Below are 19,596 nucleotides of genomic sequence, written 5' to 3' on the forward strand. Positions count from 1 at the left end.
TTATTTGGTACATAGAGTTTGCTAACACAAACGACTATTTTTCCATTTCAAAGCCAGGAACAAACACTTCTACACGACGGTTTTGTGCACGACCTTCTTCAGTATCATTGGTTGCTACAGGCTCTAGTTCACCACGCCCTTGGGCAACGATGCGGCTTTCATCAATACCGAAGTGATTACCTACATAACCAGCGACAACGGCAGCACGGTCTTCAGATAGTTTCTGGTTGTATTCAATCGAACCGCGGCTATCGGTATGGCCAACAACATAAAGCTGCGTATCTGGGTACGCCACAAGCTGCTGGGCAACAGGTTGTAACAGTTCAATATCACGCTGAGTCAGCTTATCACTGTCAAACGCAAATGGTAGGACAGCACCTACGGCCTCAACCTTCACAATCTCTGGGGCTACTGGCTCAGGCATTGGCTCTGGTTCAGGTTCAACCACTGGCAATGGCGCTGGTGCCCCCCAGTGATAGACTAAGCTCAAGCCATAGAAATGAATGTCACTTTCACCTGGGGTCTGTGTATCACCCACCTGATTGTAATACTGGTATTCGGCACGGGCCGATAAGGCATCATTGAAGAAATACTCAAGACCTACGCCAGCGGTGCCTGCCAAACCACTCTTGTCATCATTTACAGAACTCATGCTGTTGTCAGCATCGAAAACAAAACCACCGAGCTTACCGTAGATGTCAAACGAATCTGAAACTTCGTAGGTAAATTTACCCAACAGGTCAATACCTTGTACTTCAAACCCATCAGAGCCGATGTCAGCTTGGCCTAGGTAAGTGTAACCACCTTCCAAGGCAAACCAAGAATTGAAGTTATACCCTAAGAAAACACCGCCGCCCCAATCGTCTTTGTCGGCATTTTGGCCTTTGATTGCACCGTCAAGATTGTCATACGTTGTCCCACCGACACGGGCACCCACATACCATGGATTGTCTGTGGCAGCGTGAACAGCGCCGGATATCAACAGTGCAAGAGGAAGTACCTTGAAGACTTTATTCATAACTAACTGTCCTTATTTATTATTTACCACTACCACATTAGGTGTAGAACAAAGAACAGTGTTTGTACAAATTTAGATAACAAAATTGTTCAATAAAATGAGCAAATAAGGTGATCTTTTGCCCAGATTTTTTTCGAATCGTATCAAGCCAAAATCATGTTATTTAGATGTTTAAATTTACCTGCTTCTCAAACAGACCAATCTGACTAAAATCCAGGCCATAAATAAGCACAAAAAAATCACGCATCATTGGTAGTATTTTGTCATTTAAAAGTCGGTCGCTGTATAAGCAGAAGCAAATCAGAAAGCATAGGCGGGAAAGTTGCATTCCTTTACCAATAATCCTAATGTCCCTATTCTTTTTCGGTTTTCAATGTGATCTATGCACAGTAAAATCATGTAACTTAGACACTGAATTATAACGACGCGCATTTATATGAAAGAACAAGCTAAACCGCATGATCATCGCCCTTCTTTGTCGGTAGGTATTATTGGCGGTGGCATAGCAGGCTCAACCATTGCGCTCCGTTTAGCCGAGCTTGGCATCAAGACAGATATTTTCGAAGAAGGCACAAGCCTTGTGAACGGGCCGCCAATCTGTCACCTTCATGCCGGTGGAAACCTGTACCGTGAAATACCTGATGAGCAATGCGTCGCATTGCTCCAGCAATCTATTGACTCTTTGAAGGTCTTTCCACATACGGTTAACATTCGCCCGACCGTTATTGCAACGCCAGTGCATGATCAGGGTGATCCTAGTGAACTCCTGCCACGTCTTGAGAAGCTACAGTCTGTCTACCGCCAGCTAGTTAGCGAAGATCCTTCGAACAAAGTGATTGGTGAGCCCGACAGTTACTTCAAACTTTATGACAAACAAGATCTAGAGGCGCTTTCAAAGCTCGAGGTTCCATCTCAGCCTGCCAACTTTGATGACTGGATGATTCCGGTTGCGAAAAACCTTGAGCTAGGCAATTTCAAATACCCTATGGTGTTGGTTCAGGAATACGGTTGGAGTGTATTCCGCCTTGCGGCGACTGCAAACCTTGCTCTGAAAAAGCTAGAATCAAGTCATATTCATACCCAGAGTAAAGTCACCCATGTATCCCAGCGGGCTGACTCTGGTTGGCAGATTGAGTACCAGAAGTTCGACCCTGCGACCCAAGATCATATTACCAACTTCCTTGAAGTAGATTATCTAATCAATGCCTGTGGCTTCCAGACCGGTGTCATTGATGATTTTGCCAAACAACATCGTAACCGCTTGGTTGAATTTAAAGCCGCGTATGTCACCCAGTGGCCAGAGTGCCAAGCCTATTGGCCTGAAGTGATCTTCCATGGCGAACGCGGTACCCCTGATGGTATGGCGCAACTCACCCCATATCCTGACGGTTACTTCCAGTTACACGGCATGACTGAAGATATCACCTTGTTTAAAAAAGGCCTTGTCAAGAATACTCATGACAGTTCTCAACCAAAACTTGGCGACAGTTTCATTCGTAAAATAAAGTCCGGCTGGGAAAAAGACGAAATCGAGACTCGTACAACACGCGCTATCAACCATATGTCGCGTTTTGTTCCAGGCTACAACTCGGCCAAAGTCGGGGGCAAACCGTTATTTGGTGCCCAGCAAGTGCCCGGCGATGATATTACCTTACGAGCAGCCGATGTATCCTTCGCTGGAAGTCGCTATGCCCGCACCGAGATAGTCAAAGCCTCGTCGGCGTTGTCGGCAGCAAACAGTATTGTTGAGCAACTGCAAATCGAAGGCTTGTATGCAGGTACTAGTCATTCTCAATCCATTGAGATGGCTTTTCCTGTGACACGGTCACTTACTGCGGAAAATATCGAAACCTATGCAGTTGAACTAGCCGACGAGCGAGAATACCCCGCAGCATTGGCTAAAACACTGTCTTTCGATTTAAAAAAATAAGCCTGCCACAAATCCATTCTTTAAAGTCAGGGGGAACAACTTTTTCCCCCTTTTTATCTACTCTGTTGTCATAAAAACGCTAACTACACAGCCTAAGATATCTAGATTGATATTATCTTGGTAAAGAAAGATGACAGCAGACAAAGTCATTCAGATCTATTCACTTTTCCAACAGAGCGCCATAACAGTCTGGATTGATGGCGGTTGGGGAATTGATGCCCTATTGGGGCAACAGACACGAAATCACTCAGATTTAGATATTGTTATCCAAGTACATGATGTGGAAAAAGCTATTCATATTCTGCAAGAAAAGGGATATATGAAACAGGCAGAAGCTAATGTAGGCGATCATAACTTTGTTATGATTGGTGATACCGACCAAATTGATTTTCATGTTATCTGTTTTGATGATGATGGCAAAGGTATCTACGGGCCACCAGATAAAAACGTTTTCTATCCTGACTATGCGTTTGGACACAGCGGCGAGATCAAAGGATTAACCGTCAATTGTATCTCTCCACAATATCAGCTTGAAAGCCACAGCGGTTATGCACTGCGACCTTGTGATTTTCTGGACACACAACGACTCTGTGAGGAGTTCCAACTTCCAGTTCCATGCTGGTTAGAGCCGCTGAGTTAATAAAACACTGCTAACCAAACAGTATCTTGGCTAGGGTCGGTCCAAGATACACGGTGACGTTGATGTGCAGGGATATTAATATGATCGCCAGCTTCCATCGACACTTCATACATACCGTCTTCAAATAGGATTCTGGCGCTGCCTTTCACTACCAACACCCATTCACTCTCCTCTTGATCATACCATTCGTTTTTCGGGGTAGTATGACCACGAGAAACAATACGCTCAATCCTCATCGAGTCTGTTTTTACGATATCTTCAAAAAGCTCTTCGGGTAATGACGCCGGAATCGCGGCAAACAGGTTTTCCATTCTCGCTCCTAAAGAAAAGGCGAGCATAAGCTCGCCTTTTCCCTCTTAATAAATCAGTTCGGTCTTGGTATTTCTATTTCAATTCGTTGGTTAAGCAAATCTAGCTCTTGTTCCAGAGCGGCCAATTGCGCTTGCTCTCCTTCAACCACCTTTAGTCGGGCCTCGTATTTGTCACAGTCAGCTTGTGACACCCAGTTCCAACTGGTACCAGACTTGAACTCATCACATGCTTGCTTGAATTCTGCTGCAACTTGTTCTGCTTTCTTAACATCAGTCTTGGCTGCCGTTATTTGTTTTTGCAACTCTAGTTGCTGTTGATACAACGCCTTTGAGTTGTCCAATACCGCTTTTTGCTGTTCCGCCGTGTGGGTTAATTTCACCACCTGGGTATCGAGTTTTTTCTTAGTCACAGCCAAGGTTTTCTTCTCAGTCGTTACCGCAGCCACTTTCTTCTCAAGCTCGGCTTTCTGATCTTCAATCGCTTGTTGAGAGGCTTTTAGCTCAGTGCGCAATTGTTCAATATCAAGCGCGCTCTGAGTTTGGAATACTTCAAACTCTTGTTCAATAGCAGATTTTTCAGCAATCAATTGTTGGTTCTTCTGCTGAAGCTGTTCAAATTCTTCTTGGGTTGGCCTCGGTGAACGATGCCAAACAGCGGTTGTTAGCAGACCACCCACAACCAAACCAGCAACTAAAGATATTTTCCAAGATGTCATATCGATATCCATAAGTATTGGAAATGTTTCCTGCCCTTAGCAGTTGTACAGCCAGTTACGCTGTAAAGCGGTGGCTATCTAATAAAAGCAATTACTGACTATTAAATTATCAGTGCAGAGAAACCTAATGTCAGATTTATATCAAATTTTCCGAAATTTCTATATAGCAAAGAGACTTGGAATTAGCTATCACTGCAAATTGAGCTTCAGATCACCTGGTTTTATCCAACCGGCTTTCCTTAGCACCTCGGAAAACATCAAAGTAAGAAATGCAGGCAAAACCAAGTGCAGTAAGATAATCACACTGTACATGGTCATGGTATCCCAACCCGAAGCCTCTAATGCAATAACGGTTTGGATTTGACCAACAAAGCCTGATGTACCCATTCCCGCCCCCAGAGGGGTGTTTTCAACAGCAAAAACCGTGGTGGCTATCGGGCCCAGAATTGCTGACGTCAAAATGGTTGGGATCCAGATTTTATAATTCTTGATGATATTTGGCATTTGCAGCATGGAGGTCCCTAACCCTTGGGCCATCACCCCTGCCCAGCGGTTTTCACGGAAACTCATTACCGCAAAGCCCACCATTTGAGCACAACACCCTACCGTAGCTGCGCCTGCTGCCAGCCCGTTAAGGCTTAGCATAATGGCGATTGCAGCACTGCTAATTGGAAGTGTTAATGCCATGCCCATTAAAACGGCAACGACAACCCCCATAAAGAAAGGCTGTAAAAGTGTCGCAGACATGATCAAGTCACCCAGCGAGGTCATGAACTGGCTGATATAAGGCCCAATCAAAGTTCCAACCAATACCCCGCTAATCATTGTAACAGCAGGAGCAACAAGGATATCGACCTTGGTTTCATTAGCCACCAGCTTACCTAGCTCAGTGGCTATCAACGCTGAGACAAAAGCACCGACAGGGCCACCCAACAAAGCTCCCGCCGCTCCCACTGTCGTGACTGAAAACATAACCAAAGGCGGGGCTTTTAACGCAAAGGCAACAGCAACAGCAATGGCAGGCCCGGTCATTTGCTTTGCCAATGGCCAAAGTGTTTCAGTAAAAAGTGGAATGCCGAGCTTGATCCCTAGCGTATTTAAAATCGAACCGATGAGTAGCGATGAGAACAGTCCCAACGCCATGAAGCTCATAGCATGGATAAAGTAGGTTCTAGGTGAAAGCGTTACACCTTTTCGATGGAAAAAAGCATGGCACTGAGCAGAAAATGTAGCAGGTTGGGTACTGGACATGATTACACGTAACTAGATTTTAAAGCACAAACACGCAATTCTATTCTTGCCTCGCCAAGATGCAACAAAATAACTCAAAGTATGAATAAATCTGACAACCCAGCCTAGATCCACACCGTCTCGCATATTTGTAATAACCAATGTTAGAGCCACTGCCTAAGGTGCTACTTGAATCGCAAGTTAGCCCACCGAAAAGAAATGATATTTTTCTCAGTGTAACTTTCTCCCTATCGTCACCTTCAATATCTTCTTGGTCGTCACAAAGAGGCAATTGATTATGAGTCGCTCTCCACAACTCCCTGCCAACATTAAACTTAGTGTGTTATCAGCATTGATAGCCTTCGCAACAAGCCCGTTTAACCCAGCTATCGCTTCAACGCCAATAAAGCATTCTCTCATGCATGCGAGTAGTATCGACATCGACAAGATGAGGCATGATGATGAATTTATCGAAACTCTAGGCGAATATTTTGCCAGTGAAAAGCTTGATGGTATCAGGGCTATTTGGACAGGCCGTGAGCTTATTACTCGCCAAGGGAACCCCATCAATGCACCAGCATGGTTTGTAGCTCCACTGCCAAAGGATATGTGGCTTGAGGGAGAACTATGGATAGCGCATCAACAGTTCCAGCAACTCAGCAGTATTGTTCGCCAAAAACAGCCCTGTAACAAAGAATGGCAGAAAGTGAGATTGATGGTATTTGATGCACCATCACTAAAGTCACCGTTTGCTCTCCGGCTACAAGCTATTGATGAAATCATTGAATCAATAGACATGCAACATATTCAAATCGCCCCGCAATACGAGGTCAGCCATTATACGGAGCTAGAATCTCTTCTCGACAATCTCGAAAGCCAAGGTGGCGAAGGCATTATGCTCCATCACAAAGATAGCCTTTACCATCCAGGTAAGAGTCAAGCGCTGATCAAGATAAAACCTTATCAAGATGCCGAAGCCGTCATCGTTGGCTATGAGCCAGGAAAAGGAAAATACAGTGGCCAAATGGGGGCTATTTGGGTCGTCACTCCTGACAACAAGAGGTTTAAAATTGGCTCTGGCTTCAGTGACCAAGACAGGCAGTCCCCTCCAGCACTGGGAACTATTGTTCAATACCGGTTTAACGGTTACACCGACAACGGTATTCCTCGCTTTGCGCGTTTTTTAAGGGAACGCTCTAGTCCAGAGGCTTAATTTAGATGACTAGTAATGAAGAGATAGATAAAAAAAGTACTACTCCCCCGCTACTGAGAGTAGTACGTAAAAAGATGTGATTGTGTACCATCTGCCGCAATCATTACCTCGTATGTTGAGCTTCAGATTGCAAATTAACTATTGCATGATGCTTGCCAACTTTTGAAGTACCAATAATCAATAACTTAATTCACCCTGTATATAAGTGCCGCCCCAAAACAGTGAATGCTTGCACTACACAGTAGCAAAAGGCCTTACGCTTTGAAGCTGAGGCCCCTCTTTTCTGGTGTTAATAAAAAAATCATCTTTTGAACATTAAAATCTTCAATGATTACCGGCTTAACGAATTATTTAGCCTACTAATCATTTTAGAATCGAAAACCACCAAAAAACTCATAACACTAAGCATTTAACCATCATAAAATCAGTTATTTAATTAACAATAAGCCATATATCAATAGCTAACTTAACTTTATCTATCAAAGCTTCATTATGACGATATTAATCAGATAAATTTGATTGTTATTTCACATTAGAATTAGTCATTTTACTCGGCCTAATTTTATCGCCATAGTCCCGATCAGCGACAATCCCTTGGGCATGTCCAATGCCTATATCATCGCCTGAACACCCTGTTATAGCCGCTTCTCAACCTGAGAAAGTGGTCATTTATTTGCTTAATTTTTGGAGATCACTGTAGTGAACAAGCACGCTACGCCATCCGCAAAGAATCCTGTTTGGGTTCCTATTTTGGGGCTATCTATTTTTGCCATCGCCTCAGGGTACTTTATGAGTGTGCTTCCTTTAACATTGGCAAGCCATCATATACCTGAATCTGCAGCCGGGTGGCTTGCAAGCATTTATTACTTTGGTCTTTTAGCTGGTGCAATGCTGATCGAACCTGTGATCAAAAAGGTTGGTCACCGTATGGCATTTATTGGTTTCGTGGCCATGTTAGCCTCATCAGTCATCTTCATGGGGTTAACATCATCGCTTGGCCTTTGGATGGCCAGTCGCTTTGTTGCGGGCTTTGCCGTTGCAGGCATTTTTGTGGTGATCGAATCCTGGCTACTAATTGGTGATAGCAAAGAGGAACGGGCCAAAAACCTAGGCCTTTATATGACTTCACTATACGGTGGTACGACCGTGGGCCAACTTGGCATTGGTGTAATTGGCACAAGTGGCGTGTTGCCATTTATCGTGACTGTCGCATTGTTATCTCTGGCCATTATTCCTGCACTAACATCGAAGCAGTCGAACCCAAGCCAAGCAGAACATGTGAGCTTGAGTTTGAAGCAAATTCTTGCCCTTAGCAAACCAGCATTAATTGGTTGTTTGGTTTCGGGCATTGTAATGGGGTCAATATACGGGTTATTACCTCTGGCTTTAAAAGCGACCACCAGCAACCTCGAACAAGTTGGTAGCTTAATGGCTGCGACAGTATTGGGGGGAATGAGCATTCAGCCAGTGCTAAGTAAACTCTCGTGCAAGATGCCTAAATCGCTGCTTCTAGCTTTGATGAGCCTTCTAGGTGTATTCGCGATGGGCTTATTGCATATAGATAACAGTTACGGGGTACAAATTGTGGCTTTGGCACTATTGGGGATGTCTGCATTTGCGCTTTACCCAATAGCCATCACTCTTGCCTGTGATGGCCTAGAGTCAACTTCAATTGTCTCAGCCACGCAAATTATGCTATTTAGCTACAGTGTGGGATCAGCATTTGGCCCAGTTGCAGCGAACTACATTATGCAAACAGAAACAGGGCTAACTGGATTTTTCTTTGCAGTACTGACGGCTACAGCTATTTATATGTTGATGGTGAGCCTACGGACCAAGCCTACAGCGATTGCACAGTAAGGGTTAGATAAGAAAATCAGAATTGACGATTTTTATAGGGCTATAAAAAAGAGCGGGCGCGACTTTCGTCGCGCCCTTTGGTCTTACTTGCAGCAATCCGGCTACTAAGGTGCTCCCTGCATCATTCCATGATTCAGCTGATTCCTTCAGCGCTTCCTTTTATATCCGTCCTGGACATGTCCTATTGGTCTCGCCTTGACCCGTCGATCCATCCTGTTTCGACTCTCTTCTCCATCCTGGAGGTGTCCATAACTTCATCCTGAAGTGGTCCATCTGCGTCGTCATGACTAGTAAGCATCCTACTTACCGTATCGCTTCCGTTCGATTATCCCTTCACAGTCCTTGTCCGATAAATCATCCTGATCCACCGACCTCTTCCTGAGGTTGCCAACTTCCCTGGCTGCTTTCCTGTTCCGTTCCGTCAGTTCCTTCCGACGCAGTTAAGATTACGCGAACTAAAATTCTTAACAACCAATAAAGATCACATTTCTCATATCCATTTTGGCACTATACAACAGATTACCTATAACCAGCTGATTTTAAAAGAAACAAATATTGATGATAATTTCATCTGACATCCACAAACATAAAAATCCCACCGTCTTGTAAGAGATCTCTCACAAGTTGGCGGGAAGATTGTGCATTAAAAAAGCTAAACCACTTGCTCCTCGATACTTTCTGAACGGTTGAGCCCTTCAAGTTTCTCTAGCAAAACGTCTTTCTTAAAAGGCTTAGCCACATAATCATTCATGCCTACCTCATAACATTTCGAGATATCCGCATCGAGGACACTGGCTGTAAGAGCAATGATATGTAAGCCAGGCACTGCGGCTTCTTTCTCCCACGCCCGAATGTTTTCTGTCGCGGTAAAGCCATCCATCACCGGCATCATACAATCCATCAGAACGGCATAGTATTGATTGCCCGCTTTAACCTTATCAACCGCCTCCTGACCATTATTAGCGATCTCAAATTGGTATCCGGCCTTTTTCAAAAACAAACCTGCTACTTTCTGGTTTACAGCGTTATCCTCTACAATCAACACTTTTAGCTGATCAACAGATGAATCAGGAATTTGCTCTGAAACCTCTTTAACGTCCGGAGCAGGAGGAGTGAGCTTAGCTGAAATACCAGATTTAACCGGTTTAGAAGCCAATTGCTGTATAGATACAGGCTCTTTTTTCTCTACCAAGGCTTTCTCTAGCGTTTTGACTAATCGCTTGCCGAAAAATGGCAGTGTCACGATGCCTGCTATCAAATTGCCAAAGTCATACTGTTCATTTCGGTGATCAATACACAATATGATGTTCAAGCTTGGCATCATCGAGTTAATTAACCCCAAATCGTATTGGGTTTGCTTGATGCTTTGCTGGCAGTAGAAAATAACATCAAAGTCTTCTTCTGATTGATTTGAGAGATCTGCTACATCTATCGTTGCAGCCTGAAGCCCAAGGTCTTTACACTCCCCCTCAATACGATGTGTCGCAATAGTATTTGGCCCTAAAACAAGTGCTTTTCGAGTTTTCAATTTGTCCAGCGAGTTATCATGCGCTTTACATACCTCAACATCTAAGCTGAAGAAAAATCGACTCCCTACGCCTTTTTCTGATTCAAGCGCTAACTGGCCACCCATTAATTCAACCAACTGGCGGCAAATCGCCAACCCTAACCCCGTACCACCAAACTGGCGGGTAATTGAACTATCTTCTTGAATAAAGGGAGCAAATACTTGGTCTTGTTTCTCTTTCTCTATCCCTATACCGGTATCTACCATAGAGAAGACAAGCTTGGCACGGCCATCAATGTGTTCAGCACATTCGATCTCAAGCGTTACCCCACCTTCTTGGGTAAACTTGACAGCATTGGAAGCCAAATTCATCAGAACCTGCCGCAAACGGTGCTCATCTAATATCACGATGGCGGGTAAATCCGGAGCAATTTTCACATCAAGATTCAGTTGGCTCGACGTTGCTTTTGCCAACACGACAGTCATAGTGTCGTATGCCACCTCGGCCACCCGGCTTTCGCTTGGTGACAAGACAAGGTTACCGGATTCGATCTTCGATAAGTCCAATATATCGTTGATCAGCAGCAACAAGGTTTGAGATGAAGTTTCAATGGTTTGTACATATTCCGACTGCGAGGGCGTCAGTTCAGTATCTGAAAGAATACCCGACATCCCAATAATACCGTTGAGTGGAGTACGGATTTCATGGGACATGTTGGCCAAAAAGGAGCTTTTGGCAAGGTTGGCTTTTTCAGCTTCATCTTTCGCTTGGATAAGCTTGTTATGGTTTTCGATCCGCTCCTCTATCATCCCATTCAGTTGGTGGCTAAATACAGTAAATTCATCCTTGCCATCGACTTTAATTTTCGCTGCGGAGTGATCATCATTGCTTGTTTCAAGTAAAGACATGGCTTTAAGTATTCGGCTCAAATAAGAGCCAATTCGCCTTATCAGATTCACCCCAAGCCAAATAATCATGGTTACAGACAACAAGATCACACCAGCATATAACCAAATAAGCACCTTAGACTGGCTGATACTGCCTTGAATATCTCGGGCTAACTCTCGACTTATCTCAACCACAACAAATTGAATTAGAGCATAACGCTCATCTAGCGCTGAGAATGAATTACCCGCATTAAAACCAGTAAATGAATCTGAAAAAATACTTTCCCGTAGTTGGTAGCTCGTAGCAAACACAGGGTTAGCAAAAGTTTTACGCAGCAATTCAATTTGCGTAGGATTTGCACTTACCGATAAATAGCGCTCAATGATTAATTGCTGACGTTCTATAATTGTATCTAATTGCTCTTTATAGTCGGCGGCTTGATCTGGTTGGCTGGCGATTATCCGGATATACCAGTTTTCTTGCTGTGCCCAAAGTTGGAGCCACTGAAGTTGATATAAGATTGACAGCTTCTGTTCGATGTTTGTATCAGCGACATTAAGCGGTGCTTTTTCTAACGAGACCAAGTTTTGAATGAGAAGATCAAAGCCCCAATCAGACCAGTCATTAACATCCATGGCTTCTACAAACTCATATTCTGTAATGAGATCTTTCATTTCCTCACTGGTAGACATTGGCTCAGTCGAATCAATATTTGGAAAGGCTTGAGGGATTAAAACAGAATATTGTGATGCTCGTTGTGTTGCATCATCTATTGTTTCATTGTTTTCATTGTTTTCATTGCCAGATAACTTATTTAATTTCAGTTCATGCACTGCATTTGAAAATTGAGAATTTGCCCTTAACAGTTCCATCCGGGCTGTTAGTGTATTCAATGACGAGACTTTGTCGAAAAGGCTCGAAATTTCAATCGTTGCAAACACTCCAGAAAACGTAAGTGGCAGAACAACAAGAGAAATCAGTCTGAATTTTATCGAAAACCGATTTAAAAGCCCCATAACCTCACCTTGATCAAAAAATCCAATTTTGTCTATTTGTACTCACTTCAATGTCTACTAACATTTATAGCAGGAATAGACGTAATGATGGAACTAAATCAATGATCAAAGGATTGACTTTTAAAAGTTTATTGCCTTTATCGTTATTATTGGCAATTACATCAATAATGACGCCGGCACATGCTGAAGATAATGAAAATATACAAGATGTAGAGTTTGCAGTTTTTTCATTGAATAATGAGATCCCTGCCCTTACAAAAAGCAAAGCGAGGATGCTTTATAAAGGAAGGACAAAAAAGCTAAACGGTAGTATCAAGATTGTGTTGGTTGATTTGCCTGAGAAATCTATCCACCGGGAAGAATTCTACAACATGCTGTTAGGTAAGTCGGTATCACAAATGAATGGTTATTGGGCTAGCCTCTCTTTTTCTGGTAAAGGAACTCCACCAGAAGAGTTAAGCAGTGATGATATTAAAGATATCCTCGAATGGCTCAACGATAATCCTAATGGCATTGCCTACGCACCGGTTAGTGCAGTTCCTGAAAACGCCAATATTCTCATCACCGTCTTACAAGGAGAGTAAGATATGACTCATAAATCATTACTTGCATTCACTCTGCTTGTATCGCCATTAACTAGTGTGGCAGCAATACAAATCACAGATAACTTTTCAATTAGTGGCTTTGGTTCCACCTCTATTGCAAAAACTGATAACAGCACTCCGTTGTTCGTCAACCGTGAAATTACTGACGATACCTGCTATGACTGTGACACCACCTTCGGCCTGCAAGCTGACTTATCGATCATCGACAACCTTAACGCCTCAGTTCAACTCGTTAAGCGTCCGCAAGACAAATGGTCAGACCCTGAATTGGAATGGGCTTACATCAATTACGAATATAACCAGTTCTCTGTTCGTGGTGGTAAGCTGCGAATACCGCTTTTCCTCGTTTCTGAGTACTTCTTTGTTGGACAGGCCTATACTTGGGCTCGCCCGCCACAAGATGTCTATGACAGTATTCTTGGGTTTACCTCTTTCGAAGGGGTTAGCGCGACATGGCAATGGGATGCCAGCGATGAAATTGTGGTAAACATCACTCCATATTACGGCTTTGGCAACGACAACAAAATCGAGTTCAGTGGTAGTGAATTCAATTTCAAGTCAGACTATATGGCGGGGCTATCTACTGAAGTGAGTGGTTTCAACTACCGGGTTCACCTTGGCTACATGCGATCTGAATATCAGATCGAACGGCTAGGCATAAGCATGCCAAAAGAAACAACCAATATTTATACCCTCGGCGGTGAGTATTCCTATGACCAGTGGCAGTTTATGTCAGAAATACAAACAGATGATATTCAGACCAACTGGTATATCAGTGCCGCCTACAACATAGACGATTTCACCCCATATCTAGTTTATGGAGAGAGTCACCACCGCCGTAAATCCAACAGCGTTACAGCTGGCGTCCGTTATGACCTAACGCCGAAAATTTCACTCAATGCCGAATGGCAGGGTATATACATGGACCAGAAAGATTACGACGACTTCAACGACGGTCAATTTGTCAATCCACCTAAGCGATACGATGAAGACAAGGACGTGAACCTTTACACCTTGATGCTTAACTTTTTCTTCTAGGGCGAGCCATCCCCCAATAAAACGGAAGCGTCTCCGGTTATTAGCCTGAGACGCTTCTTCTCTCTTGCACCCTATAAAGAAAAAACAGGGTCATGCACATTTATCGAGTGACTCACATGTCTTGATGCAATTTCATATGAAGTATCGGAAAAGGTTTGCCCATACCGTCAAGCGGTGAGCGAGATTCGACCTGAAAGCCCATGTGTTGGTAGAAACCAACCGCTTGCGGGTTTTGCTCATTCACATCAACTAAAAGAGCACCTTGCTCATTGATCGCATGCTGAAGCAAGGCCTTACCTACCCCTTTCCCTCTGGCATCATCATGGACAAAAAGCATTTCTACTTTTGTGTCATGAACACCAACGAAACCTAGCACCATACCTTGTGTGTCTTTGACACACTTTAGCGTGACGGCAGGGAATGCCTGCTCAATGATAATAGGCTTAAAGAACTCAATATCCTCTTCGGTAATGAAGTCATGAGTCGCTCGGACTGAATTCTCCCAGACACTCAGCAGCTCTGAATAGTCTTTGGAGTTAACACTTTCTACAATCATCTTCTTCTCTTTAGAATCCGTATTCGGTACAAAGTGCAGCCGCGAGCGGGGAATATACCATGCAACCACTTGCGAGGCTATTTCACTGGCCTATTTGACTAACATGGCTGCGCCAAATACCCCTGCACTATCACCTAATGCCGGCTTCACCAGCGCAGTGTTGAGTGTCGGGTTAAACAGGTGAGGGACGATTGCTGCTTTGCCCTCTGAGTACAAGGAATCAATGTTACCCACACCGCCCCCGATCACAATGACATCCGGGTCGATGACATTAATGATTGAGGCAACCGCAAGGCCAAAATAGGCATGCATTCTATCGATTGTTTGCTTCGCCAGTTCATCGCCATCTACAGCCAATGAAACAATTTCAGGTAAGCTCAAGCTGCTGCCACTTTGCTCAGAGTAATACCGCTCCAACCCTTTGCCGGACAACACGGTTTCCACACAACCGTGTTTACCGCAATAACAAGCTGCACCATCAGCTTCAAGTACATTGTGTCCCCACTCACCGGCAATACCGTGACAACCGTTCAGTACTTTACCATTGACGACAATACCACTACCGACACCAGTCCCCATGATGATGCCAAAAACCACTTCCGCATCCGGTTTGACTTGCTTAGCCACGCCCAATGCCGCTTCAGCTAACGCAAAGCAATTCGCATCGTTGGCTAACTTAACCGTGCAACCCAATAAGGATTGAAGGTCTTTATCTAAAGGCTGCCCATTAAGGTGAGTCGAATTGCAGTTTTTCATCGTGCCTGTCGCTGGGTCTAGAGTGCCCGGTGTTCCGAACCCGACAGACTGGGGAGATTCACCTACCTCCTCGACACATAAATCAATCAGCTTCTTTATCTGGCCAAGAACATGCTGGTAGCCTTGCTCGCCCTCGGTTGGCAGGCGTTTGCGTAGCACGCAGCGATCATCTGCATATTGCATAACCGCACACTCAATCTTCGTTCCGCCCAGATCAACGCCCCAATAAAATTTACTCATAGCTCTCCTGCTCTGCAAAGCGCGTAAAATCAGCCATACTTATACCAAAACATAATGGCACCGATGATGAGTTCTCGTCATTAATTCAATATATTTTGGAGATTTGTGATGTTTCTAAAAGAGTCACGCACCGGTGATTTAGTTGACGTCATCGACATGTCTTCTCTGGTCAACCCGTTCTCCTCTGAAGTAACAGTGCAGTATCAGTCTGGTGAAGATCTTGCCGATCCTGTAAACATCGAAAAACAGCATTTGGCGTTTCCTTCAGGTGAAGAATTACCTGAATGTTGGATCAACGGTTACTATCGGCACAGCCAGCGTTAAACCAATCAAAAGAGCCCTCACTTCACAATGAGGGCTCTTTCTTATTCTGATAGGCTTGGTTTAAACAGCAGTTACAAGGTTAAACTACTCATACTCTGACTAATCTGGTTGGTCAATCGAGTAACGCCTTCAGCAAGGGCCTTTACCTGCGCATCATAGCCATCTTGCTCCAGAGGGACCTGGATGAAAAACGGTTGTCTTGCCAAAGCCTCACCCTGCTCGCCAATTAACAGCCACTGCCCACTCAATCGTGCCAGTCCGCTATAGTGCCCGTTGAACTGGGTGAATTTCACCTGCAACTTTGGCAATCCGCTGCTGTTTACCACCGGGGTCAGCTCATCAAACCAATACCTCGACTGCTTCTGGCGTAAATCTTGGGTGATAATCCGAGTTAACTGGCGGGAAAGGCTCTCTGCCCACAAGTTCTGCTGCGCCTGTACCACTTCAGTTTCACTGGTTTGGTACACCAACCCTGTACCGGCTAAATGCTCGGCAACCTCTACTGGGCGAACGATAACCACAGGCTGGTGTTTGTTGGCAAAAGCCATAGTCAAGTCATTGCTTTGATCCGGCAGCAAATACGTTCTGGTTACAGGCTCGGTCGAGCTGCACCCTGCCACAGCAAGCAGGACTAACGCCATCAAGCTTCCCTTTAACATTATTGACGTCCTCCTACTGGGATGGGATCAGCAGCTTTTTCTCCGCTGAAGATCAACGAGTTTGGTTTTTCATTTATCTGGCGCAATACCGGCTGCAGTTCAGCCATGACCTGTTCAAACTGTACCAGTGCCTGCTCCAAACTCTGGTAAGGCGCACCGTCAGGGCTATAACCATTGAGGGTGTCTTGAATTTGCTGCAGGCTTTGACGGATTTCCCCAGGGATCGCTTGGGTATCTTTCTGGGCCAGCAAACTTTTCAGCTCCTTGGCAACTTTCTCTGAGGCCTGTAGTGTTCGCTGGGAGCTCTCCAACGTTTTGTTGAGAGTCAGTAATGTGTCTTCTACAGGTAAGTTGTTGATCTTCTTCAGCACTGATGAGATCTCTTTCTGGATCTGGGCAAAGCCTCCTGCCTTGGTTGGGAATACATCATATTCGCCGTAGTTTTGATGCTTATAGCTATCCTCTTCTTCAAATACACCCACATCCACTAACAATGCACCGGTAAGCAAATTAGCTGTTTTGAGCGAGCCCCGTAGCCCGTATTTAAACTCTTCTTCAAGGCTGGCCTTTAGCATATCCAAGTTATCGTAACGGACATGGGCGATCACCCTATCCAGTTCGATACGCACCAGAACAGGAATTTCACGGTTAGAGAAGTTTTTCTCACTGGCCATAATATCCAGTGGTACTTTGCGCACGGTACCAATTTGAATACCACGGTACTCAACCGGGGCTCCCGGTTTCAAACCACGAACCGACTCATCAAACAACATGACGTATTCAAGGTAGTCCTCGAAGAAACGCTCCCGTACCTGCTTGATATTGTTATATAAGCGGAATTTGGACTTCTCTTTTGTGATGAGTTCACCGGGTTCACGCCCTTTCGGTACACGGAAACTTACCCCACCGGTGATCAATGACTCAATAGAGCCAATCTTTAAGTTAAAACCTTCTGCAGACATCTGAAGATCGACGCCAGACGTCAACCAAAAACGGGTACTTTTACGAATAAGGCTGTTGTAAGGCTCGAAGATAAATAGCTGGTAGTGGGCTTTCTTCGTTTCTGTATCAAACGTGACATTCTCAACACGGCCGACAGTAAAGCCTTCATAAAGCACAGGATCACCAACGCCCAATTTACCCGCTTCGTTGTGGGTTAGAATTAACCGAAGCCCTTTTGCATCAGGTGGTGCGACAGGTGGAATATCCAGCACTTCAAAGGTACGTTGCTCTTTGTCACTTTTACCCGGTTGCAGCTGAATATAGGCCCCAGATAACAAGGTATCCAAGCCTGATACCCCAGATTTTCCAATACGCGGCTTCACAACCCAGAACAAGGTGTCATCTTTGAGCATCCGGGCTGCATCTTTATCCATTTGAGCCGTCACTTCAATGGCACTGTAGTCCTCGTTCAAGGTAACCCCGGTTACAACCCCGACCTTAACATTCAGCGCTTTAATCTCTGTCTTGCCGACCTCAATGCCCTCTGCGGTATCAATTTTCAGGGTAATCTCCGGGCCTTGGCTGGTAATAAACTGGAACAACATCCAGATACCGATGCCGACAGCAATGACAGGCACCAGCCAAATGGATGAGATTTGCTTTATGGCTTCTTTCTTTGCCTGTGGGGGTGAGGATTCACTCATAACTGTTTTTCTCTTTATTATTGTTTACATAGCCTGCAGATGAGACAAATGCCGAGTCCTTTGGCCAAAAAACGCGTGGATCAAAAGTCATTGCCGATATCATGGTTAGCAGTACAACACAGGCAAAAGATAATGCTGCAGGGCCTGGATAGATTGCCATCAGGTTCTGAAGTTGAACCAATGCTACTAAGATGGCTACCACGAAGATATCAATCATCGACCACCGACCGATTAATTCGGTAATACGGTATATCTTCAGCTTCTGAACTGCCTTCTTTTCATCAGGGTTACCGCCTTTCCCCGCGACTATATATAACCAAGACAGCGCTATAATTTTAGCCAGTGGGATAACGACACTTGCCAAAAAAATAACGGCTGCAATGGGATACGATTTCAACTGCCACAACAGCACCACCCCACCAAGTATGGTAGAACCTTCAGCCTTTCCCAAACTCACGGTATACATCATGGGGTAAAGATTGGCAGGAATAAAAAAGATTGCGGCGGCAATGAGCAATGCCCATGAACGTTGCAGCATTTGCTGAGGCTCATAAGGATGTAACCGGCCATGACACCGAATACAACGCCCATGTTTTTCGTCGGTTACCGGGTTTAATTGTGAGCAAACATGGCAACTAATATGATTTTGGCTGTTATGGCAATCGCCCGCTTTTACGCCTTCCTGAGGTTTTAGAGGGAGAAATTGCAGCCACAACCATGTCCGGTCAGCCATAGAAACACACTTCACCACCAGCATGGTATATAGGCAGAATGCCCAGAATGAAATCCCCAATCCGATATCCGCCAACGACGCAATTTTGATTAGGCTAACCAGCACCCCGATAAGGAATACATCAACCATTAGCCATGGCTCGATACGGATCATCAAGCGACACAAACGCTTTTCCCAGAACGCAATTGGTTTTTTCTCTGGCCTTCTTATTCGCTGCCCGGCACGGAAATACAAATACAACAACGAGAGCAGATAACATGCAGGAAGCACAATGACGGTAAGAAGAAGCAATAATGCCAATAAGCTATTTTGGAATACGCTGAGCATTTCCGCTGAATGCATCAGGGTAATTTCTTGGCTTATGCCCTGCACACTAAAAGACATAAAAGGGAAGCTGACACTAGCCACCAGCATGACAAGGCTTGCCAAGCCGTAAGAAAGTGGCCTCTGAAATGGCTGAGCGATGCGTTTAACCAATGTGTGGTGGCACCTAGGACAAACTGACTTCTCATCATCTTTGAGCTCTGGCAACGCTACCACCAACCCACACTCTTCACAGCCGACTAGCGCTTGTCGTTGTTGTGGTTCACCCATTTGTACCTCAATCTACCTTGCAAACTAGCAGGGCCATCCATAATGTGAGCGGTATAATACTTCAATTTTCTACTTAGAACATATTTAAGTTATTAGCACATAACAGAAAAAGCAC

The 19,596-nt window shown here is 44.6% G+C and carries 17 protein-coding genes; 7 read left to right on the forward strand and 10 right to left on the reverse strand.

Going from position 1 to position 19,596, the window contains the following annotated elements:
• Positions 1–34: 34 nt before the first annotated feature.
• Complete coding sequence (locus C9J01_RS04675; protein WP_107296922.1) at positions 35–1,018, reverse strand: outer membrane beta-barrel protein; 984 nt, start codon at positions 1,016–1,018, stop codon at positions 35–37.
• A 436-nt stretch (positions 1,019–1,454) separates the two neighbouring features.
• On the opposite strand from C9J01_RS04675, the gene C9J01_RS04680 reads away from it, so the two are divergent.
• Together C9J01_RS04680 and C9J01_RS04685 are read left to right on the forward strand one after the other, a co-directional pair.
• Positions 1,455–2,948 carry an FAD-dependent oxidoreductase gene (locus C9J01_RS04680; RefSeq protein WP_107296923.1) on the forward strand — a complete coding sequence of 498 codons (1,494 nt, stop codon included), beginning with the start codon at positions 1,455–1,457 and terminating at the stop codon, positions 2,946–2,948.
• A gap of 130 nt (positions 2,949–3,078) precedes the next feature.
• Positions 3,079–3,588 (forward strand): nucleotidyltransferase domain-containing protein, encoded by a 510-nt coding sequence (locus C9J01_RS04685; protein WP_107296924.1) that lies wholly within the window; start codon positions 3,079–3,081, stop codon positions 3,586–3,588.
• On the opposite strand, the gene C9J01_RS04690 is transcribed toward C9J01_RS04685, so the two are convergent.
• The 3 genes from C9J01_RS04690 to C9J01_RS04700 form a co-directional block, all read right to left on the reverse strand.
• Positions 3,585–3,899: a cupin domain-containing protein gene (locus tag C9J01_RS04690; RefSeq protein WP_107296925.1), complete on the reverse strand. Its 315-nt coding sequence runs from the start codon at positions 3,897–3,899 to the stop codon at positions 3,585–3,587. The genes C9J01_RS04685 and C9J01_RS04690 overlap by 4 nt on opposite strands.
• A gap of 53 nt (positions 3,900–3,952) precedes the next feature.
• Positions 3,953–4,615, reverse strand: coding sequence for a chromosome segregation ATPase (locus C9J01_RS04695; protein ID WP_237156868.1), 663 nt, complete (start codon positions 4,613–4,615; stop codon positions 3,953–3,955).
• 189 nt (positions 4,616–4,804) lie between these two features.
• A complete protein-coding gene (locus C9J01_RS04700) occupies positions 4,805–5,866 on the reverse strand; it encodes a PTS sugar transporter subunit IIC (protein ID WP_107296927.1) in 1,062 nt (353 codons plus the stop codon).
• A 277-nt stretch (positions 5,867–6,143) separates the two neighbouring features.
• On the opposite strand from C9J01_RS04700, the gene C9J01_RS04710 reads away from it, so the two are divergent.
• Entirely contained in the window at positions 6,144–7,058 is a 915-nt protein-coding gene (locus tag C9J01_RS04710; RefSeq protein WP_237156869.1) for a DNA ligase, read from the forward strand.
• 699 nt (positions 7,059–7,757) lie between these two features.
• Entirely contained in the window at positions 7,758–8,918 is a 1,161-nt protein-coding gene (locus tag C9J01_RS04715) for an MFS transporter (RefSeq protein ID WP_237156870.1), read from the forward strand.
• Between the two features lie 652 nt (positions 8,919–9,570).
• On the opposite strand, the gene C9J01_RS04720 is transcribed toward C9J01_RS04715, so the two are convergent.
• Positions 9,571–12,330 (reverse strand): hybrid sensor histidine kinase/response regulator, encoded by a 2,760-nt coding sequence (locus C9J01_RS04720; protein WP_107296930.1) that lies wholly within the window; start codon positions 12,328–12,330, stop codon positions 9,571–9,573.
• 101 nt (positions 12,331–12,431) lie between these two features.
• Between C9J01_RS04720 and C9J01_RS04725 the strand changes: the two genes are divergently transcribed.
• Together C9J01_RS04725 and C9J01_RS04730 are read left to right on the forward strand one after the other, a co-directional pair.
• Positions 12,432–12,914 (forward strand): hypothetical protein, encoded by a 483-nt coding sequence (locus C9J01_RS04725; RefSeq protein WP_237156871.1) that lies wholly within the window; start codon positions 12,432–12,434, stop codon positions 12,912–12,914.
• 3 nt (positions 12,915–12,917) lie between these two features.
• Positions 12,918–13,973, forward strand: coding sequence for a porin (locus C9J01_RS04730; protein ID WP_107296931.1), 1,056 nt, complete (start codon positions 12,918–12,920; stop codon positions 13,971–13,973).
• A gap of 112 nt (positions 13,974–14,085) precedes the next feature.
• Here the strand turns inward: C9J01_RS04730 and C9J01_RS04735 are convergent, their stop codons facing one another.
• Positions 14,086–14,529, reverse strand: coding sequence for an acetyltransferase (locus C9J01_RS04735; protein WP_107296932.1), 444 nt, complete (start codon positions 14,527–14,529; stop codon positions 14,086–14,088).
• 90 nt (positions 14,530–14,619) lie between these two features.
• Entirely contained in the window at positions 14,620–15,525 is a 906-nt protein-coding gene (locus tag C9J01_RS04740) for an ROK family protein (RefSeq protein ID WP_107296933.1), read from the reverse strand.
• A gap of 108 nt (positions 15,526–15,633) precedes the next feature.
• Here C9J01_RS04740 and C9J01_RS04745 point away from each other — a divergent pair, with 108 nt between their 5' ends.
• Positions 15,634–15,849 carry an acetyltransferase gene (locus C9J01_RS04745; RefSeq protein WP_107296934.1) on the forward strand — a complete coding sequence of 72 codons (216 nt, stop codon included), beginning with the start codon at positions 15,634–15,636 and terminating at the stop codon, positions 15,847–15,849.
• Positions 15,850–15,920: 71 nt separating this feature from the next.
• Here the strand turns inward: C9J01_RS04745 and C9J01_RS04750 are convergent, their stop codons facing one another.
• Genes C9J01_RS04750 through C9J01_RS04760 form a run of 3 tightly spaced genes read right to left on the reverse strand, consistent with a single transcriptional unit; the run spans position 15,921 to position 19,481 of the window.
• Positions 15,921–16,508 (reverse strand): PqiC family protein, encoded by a 588-nt coding sequence (locus C9J01_RS04750; protein WP_107296935.1) that lies wholly within the window; start codon positions 16,506–16,508, stop codon positions 15,921–15,923.
• Positions 16,508–18,154, reverse strand: a complete 1,647-nt coding sequence (pqiB, locus tag C9J01_RS04755; RefSeq protein WP_107296936.1) for an intermembrane transport protein PqiB — start codon at positions 18,152–18,154, stop codon at positions 16,508–16,510. The genes C9J01_RS04750 and pqiB overlap by 1 nt, the downstream gene beginning before the upstream one ends.
• Positions 18,147–19,481: a paraquat-inducible protein A gene (locus C9J01_RS04760; protein WP_107296937.1), complete on the reverse strand. Its 1,335-nt coding sequence runs from the start codon at positions 19,479–19,481 to the stop codon at positions 18,147–18,149. Before C9J01_RS04760 ends, pqiB begins: the two co-directional genes overlap by 8 nt.
• Between the last annotated feature and the right edge of the window lie 115 nt (positions 19,482–19,596).

The sequence above is a fragment of the Photobacterium rosenbergii genome, from assembly GCF_003026455.1.
GTDB classification, from domain to species: Bacteria; Pseudomonadota; Gammaproteobacteria; order Enterobacterales; family Vibrionaceae; genus Photobacterium; species Photobacterium rosenbergii.

Bases quoted from the DNA above. Each gene is read 5' to 3' on its own strand.
- C9J01_RS04735 (WP_107296932.1), bottom strand. From the start codon at position 14,529: ATGATTGTAGAAAGTGTTAACTCCAAAGACTATTCAGAGCTGCTGAGT.
- C9J01_RS04740 (WP_107296933.1), bottom strand. From the start codon at position 15,525: ATGAGTAAATTTTATTGGGGCGTTGATCTGGGCGGAACGAAGATTGAG.
- C9J01_RS04680 (WP_107296923.1), top strand. From the start codon at position 1,455: ATGAAAGAACAAGCTAAACCGCATGATCATCGCCCTTCTTTGTCGGTA.
- C9J01_RS04695 (WP_237156868.1), bottom strand. From the start codon at position 4,615: ATGACATCTTGGAAAATATCTTTAGTTGCTGGTTTGGTTGTGGGTGGT.
- C9J01_RS04725 (WP_237156871.1), top strand. From the start codon at position 12,432: ATGATCAAAGGATTGACTTTTAAAAGTTTATTGCCTTTATCGTTATTA.
- C9J01_RS04675 (WP_107296922.1), bottom strand. From the start codon at position 1,018: ATGAATAAAGTCTTCAAGGTACTTCCTCTTGCACTGTTGATATCCGGC.
- C9J01_RS04760 (WP_107296937.1), bottom strand. From the start codon at position 19,481: ATGGGTGAACCACAACAACGACAAGCGCTAGTCGGCTGTGAAGAGTGT.
- C9J01_RS04710 (WP_237156869.1), top strand. From the start codon at position 6,144: ATGAGTCGCTCTCCACAACTCCCTGCCAACATTAAACTTAGTGTGTTA.
- C9J01_RS04745 (WP_107296934.1), top strand. From the start codon at position 15,634: ATGTTTCTAAAAGAGTCACGCACCGGTGATTTAGTTGACGTCATCGAC.
- C9J01_RS04730 (WP_107296931.1), top strand. From the start codon at position 12,918: ATGACTCATAAATCATTACTTGCATTCACTCTGCTTGTATCGCCATTA.
- C9J01_RS04750 (WP_107296935.1), bottom strand. From the start codon at position 16,508: ATGTTAAAGGGAAGCTTGATGGCGTTAGTCCTGCTTGCTGTGGCAGGG.
- C9J01_RS04685 (WP_107296924.1), top strand. From the start codon at position 3,079: ATGACAGCAGACAAAGTCATTCAGATCTATTCACTTTTCCAACAGAGC.
- C9J01_RS04690 (WP_107296925.1), bottom strand. From the start codon at position 3,899: ATGGAAAACCTGTTTGCCGCGATTCCGGCGTCATTACCCGAAGAGCTT.
- C9J01_RS04700 (WP_107296927.1), bottom strand. From the start codon at position 5,866: ATGTCCAGTACCCAACCTGCTACATTTTCTGCTCAGTGCCATGCTTTT.
- pqiB (WP_107296936.1), bottom strand. From the start codon at position 18,154: ATGAGTGAATCCTCACCCCCACAGGCAAAGAAAGAAGCCATAAAGCAA.
- C9J01_RS04720 (WP_107296930.1), bottom strand. From the start codon at position 12,330: ATGGGGCTTTTAAATCGGTTTTCGATAAAATTCAGACTGATTTCTCTT.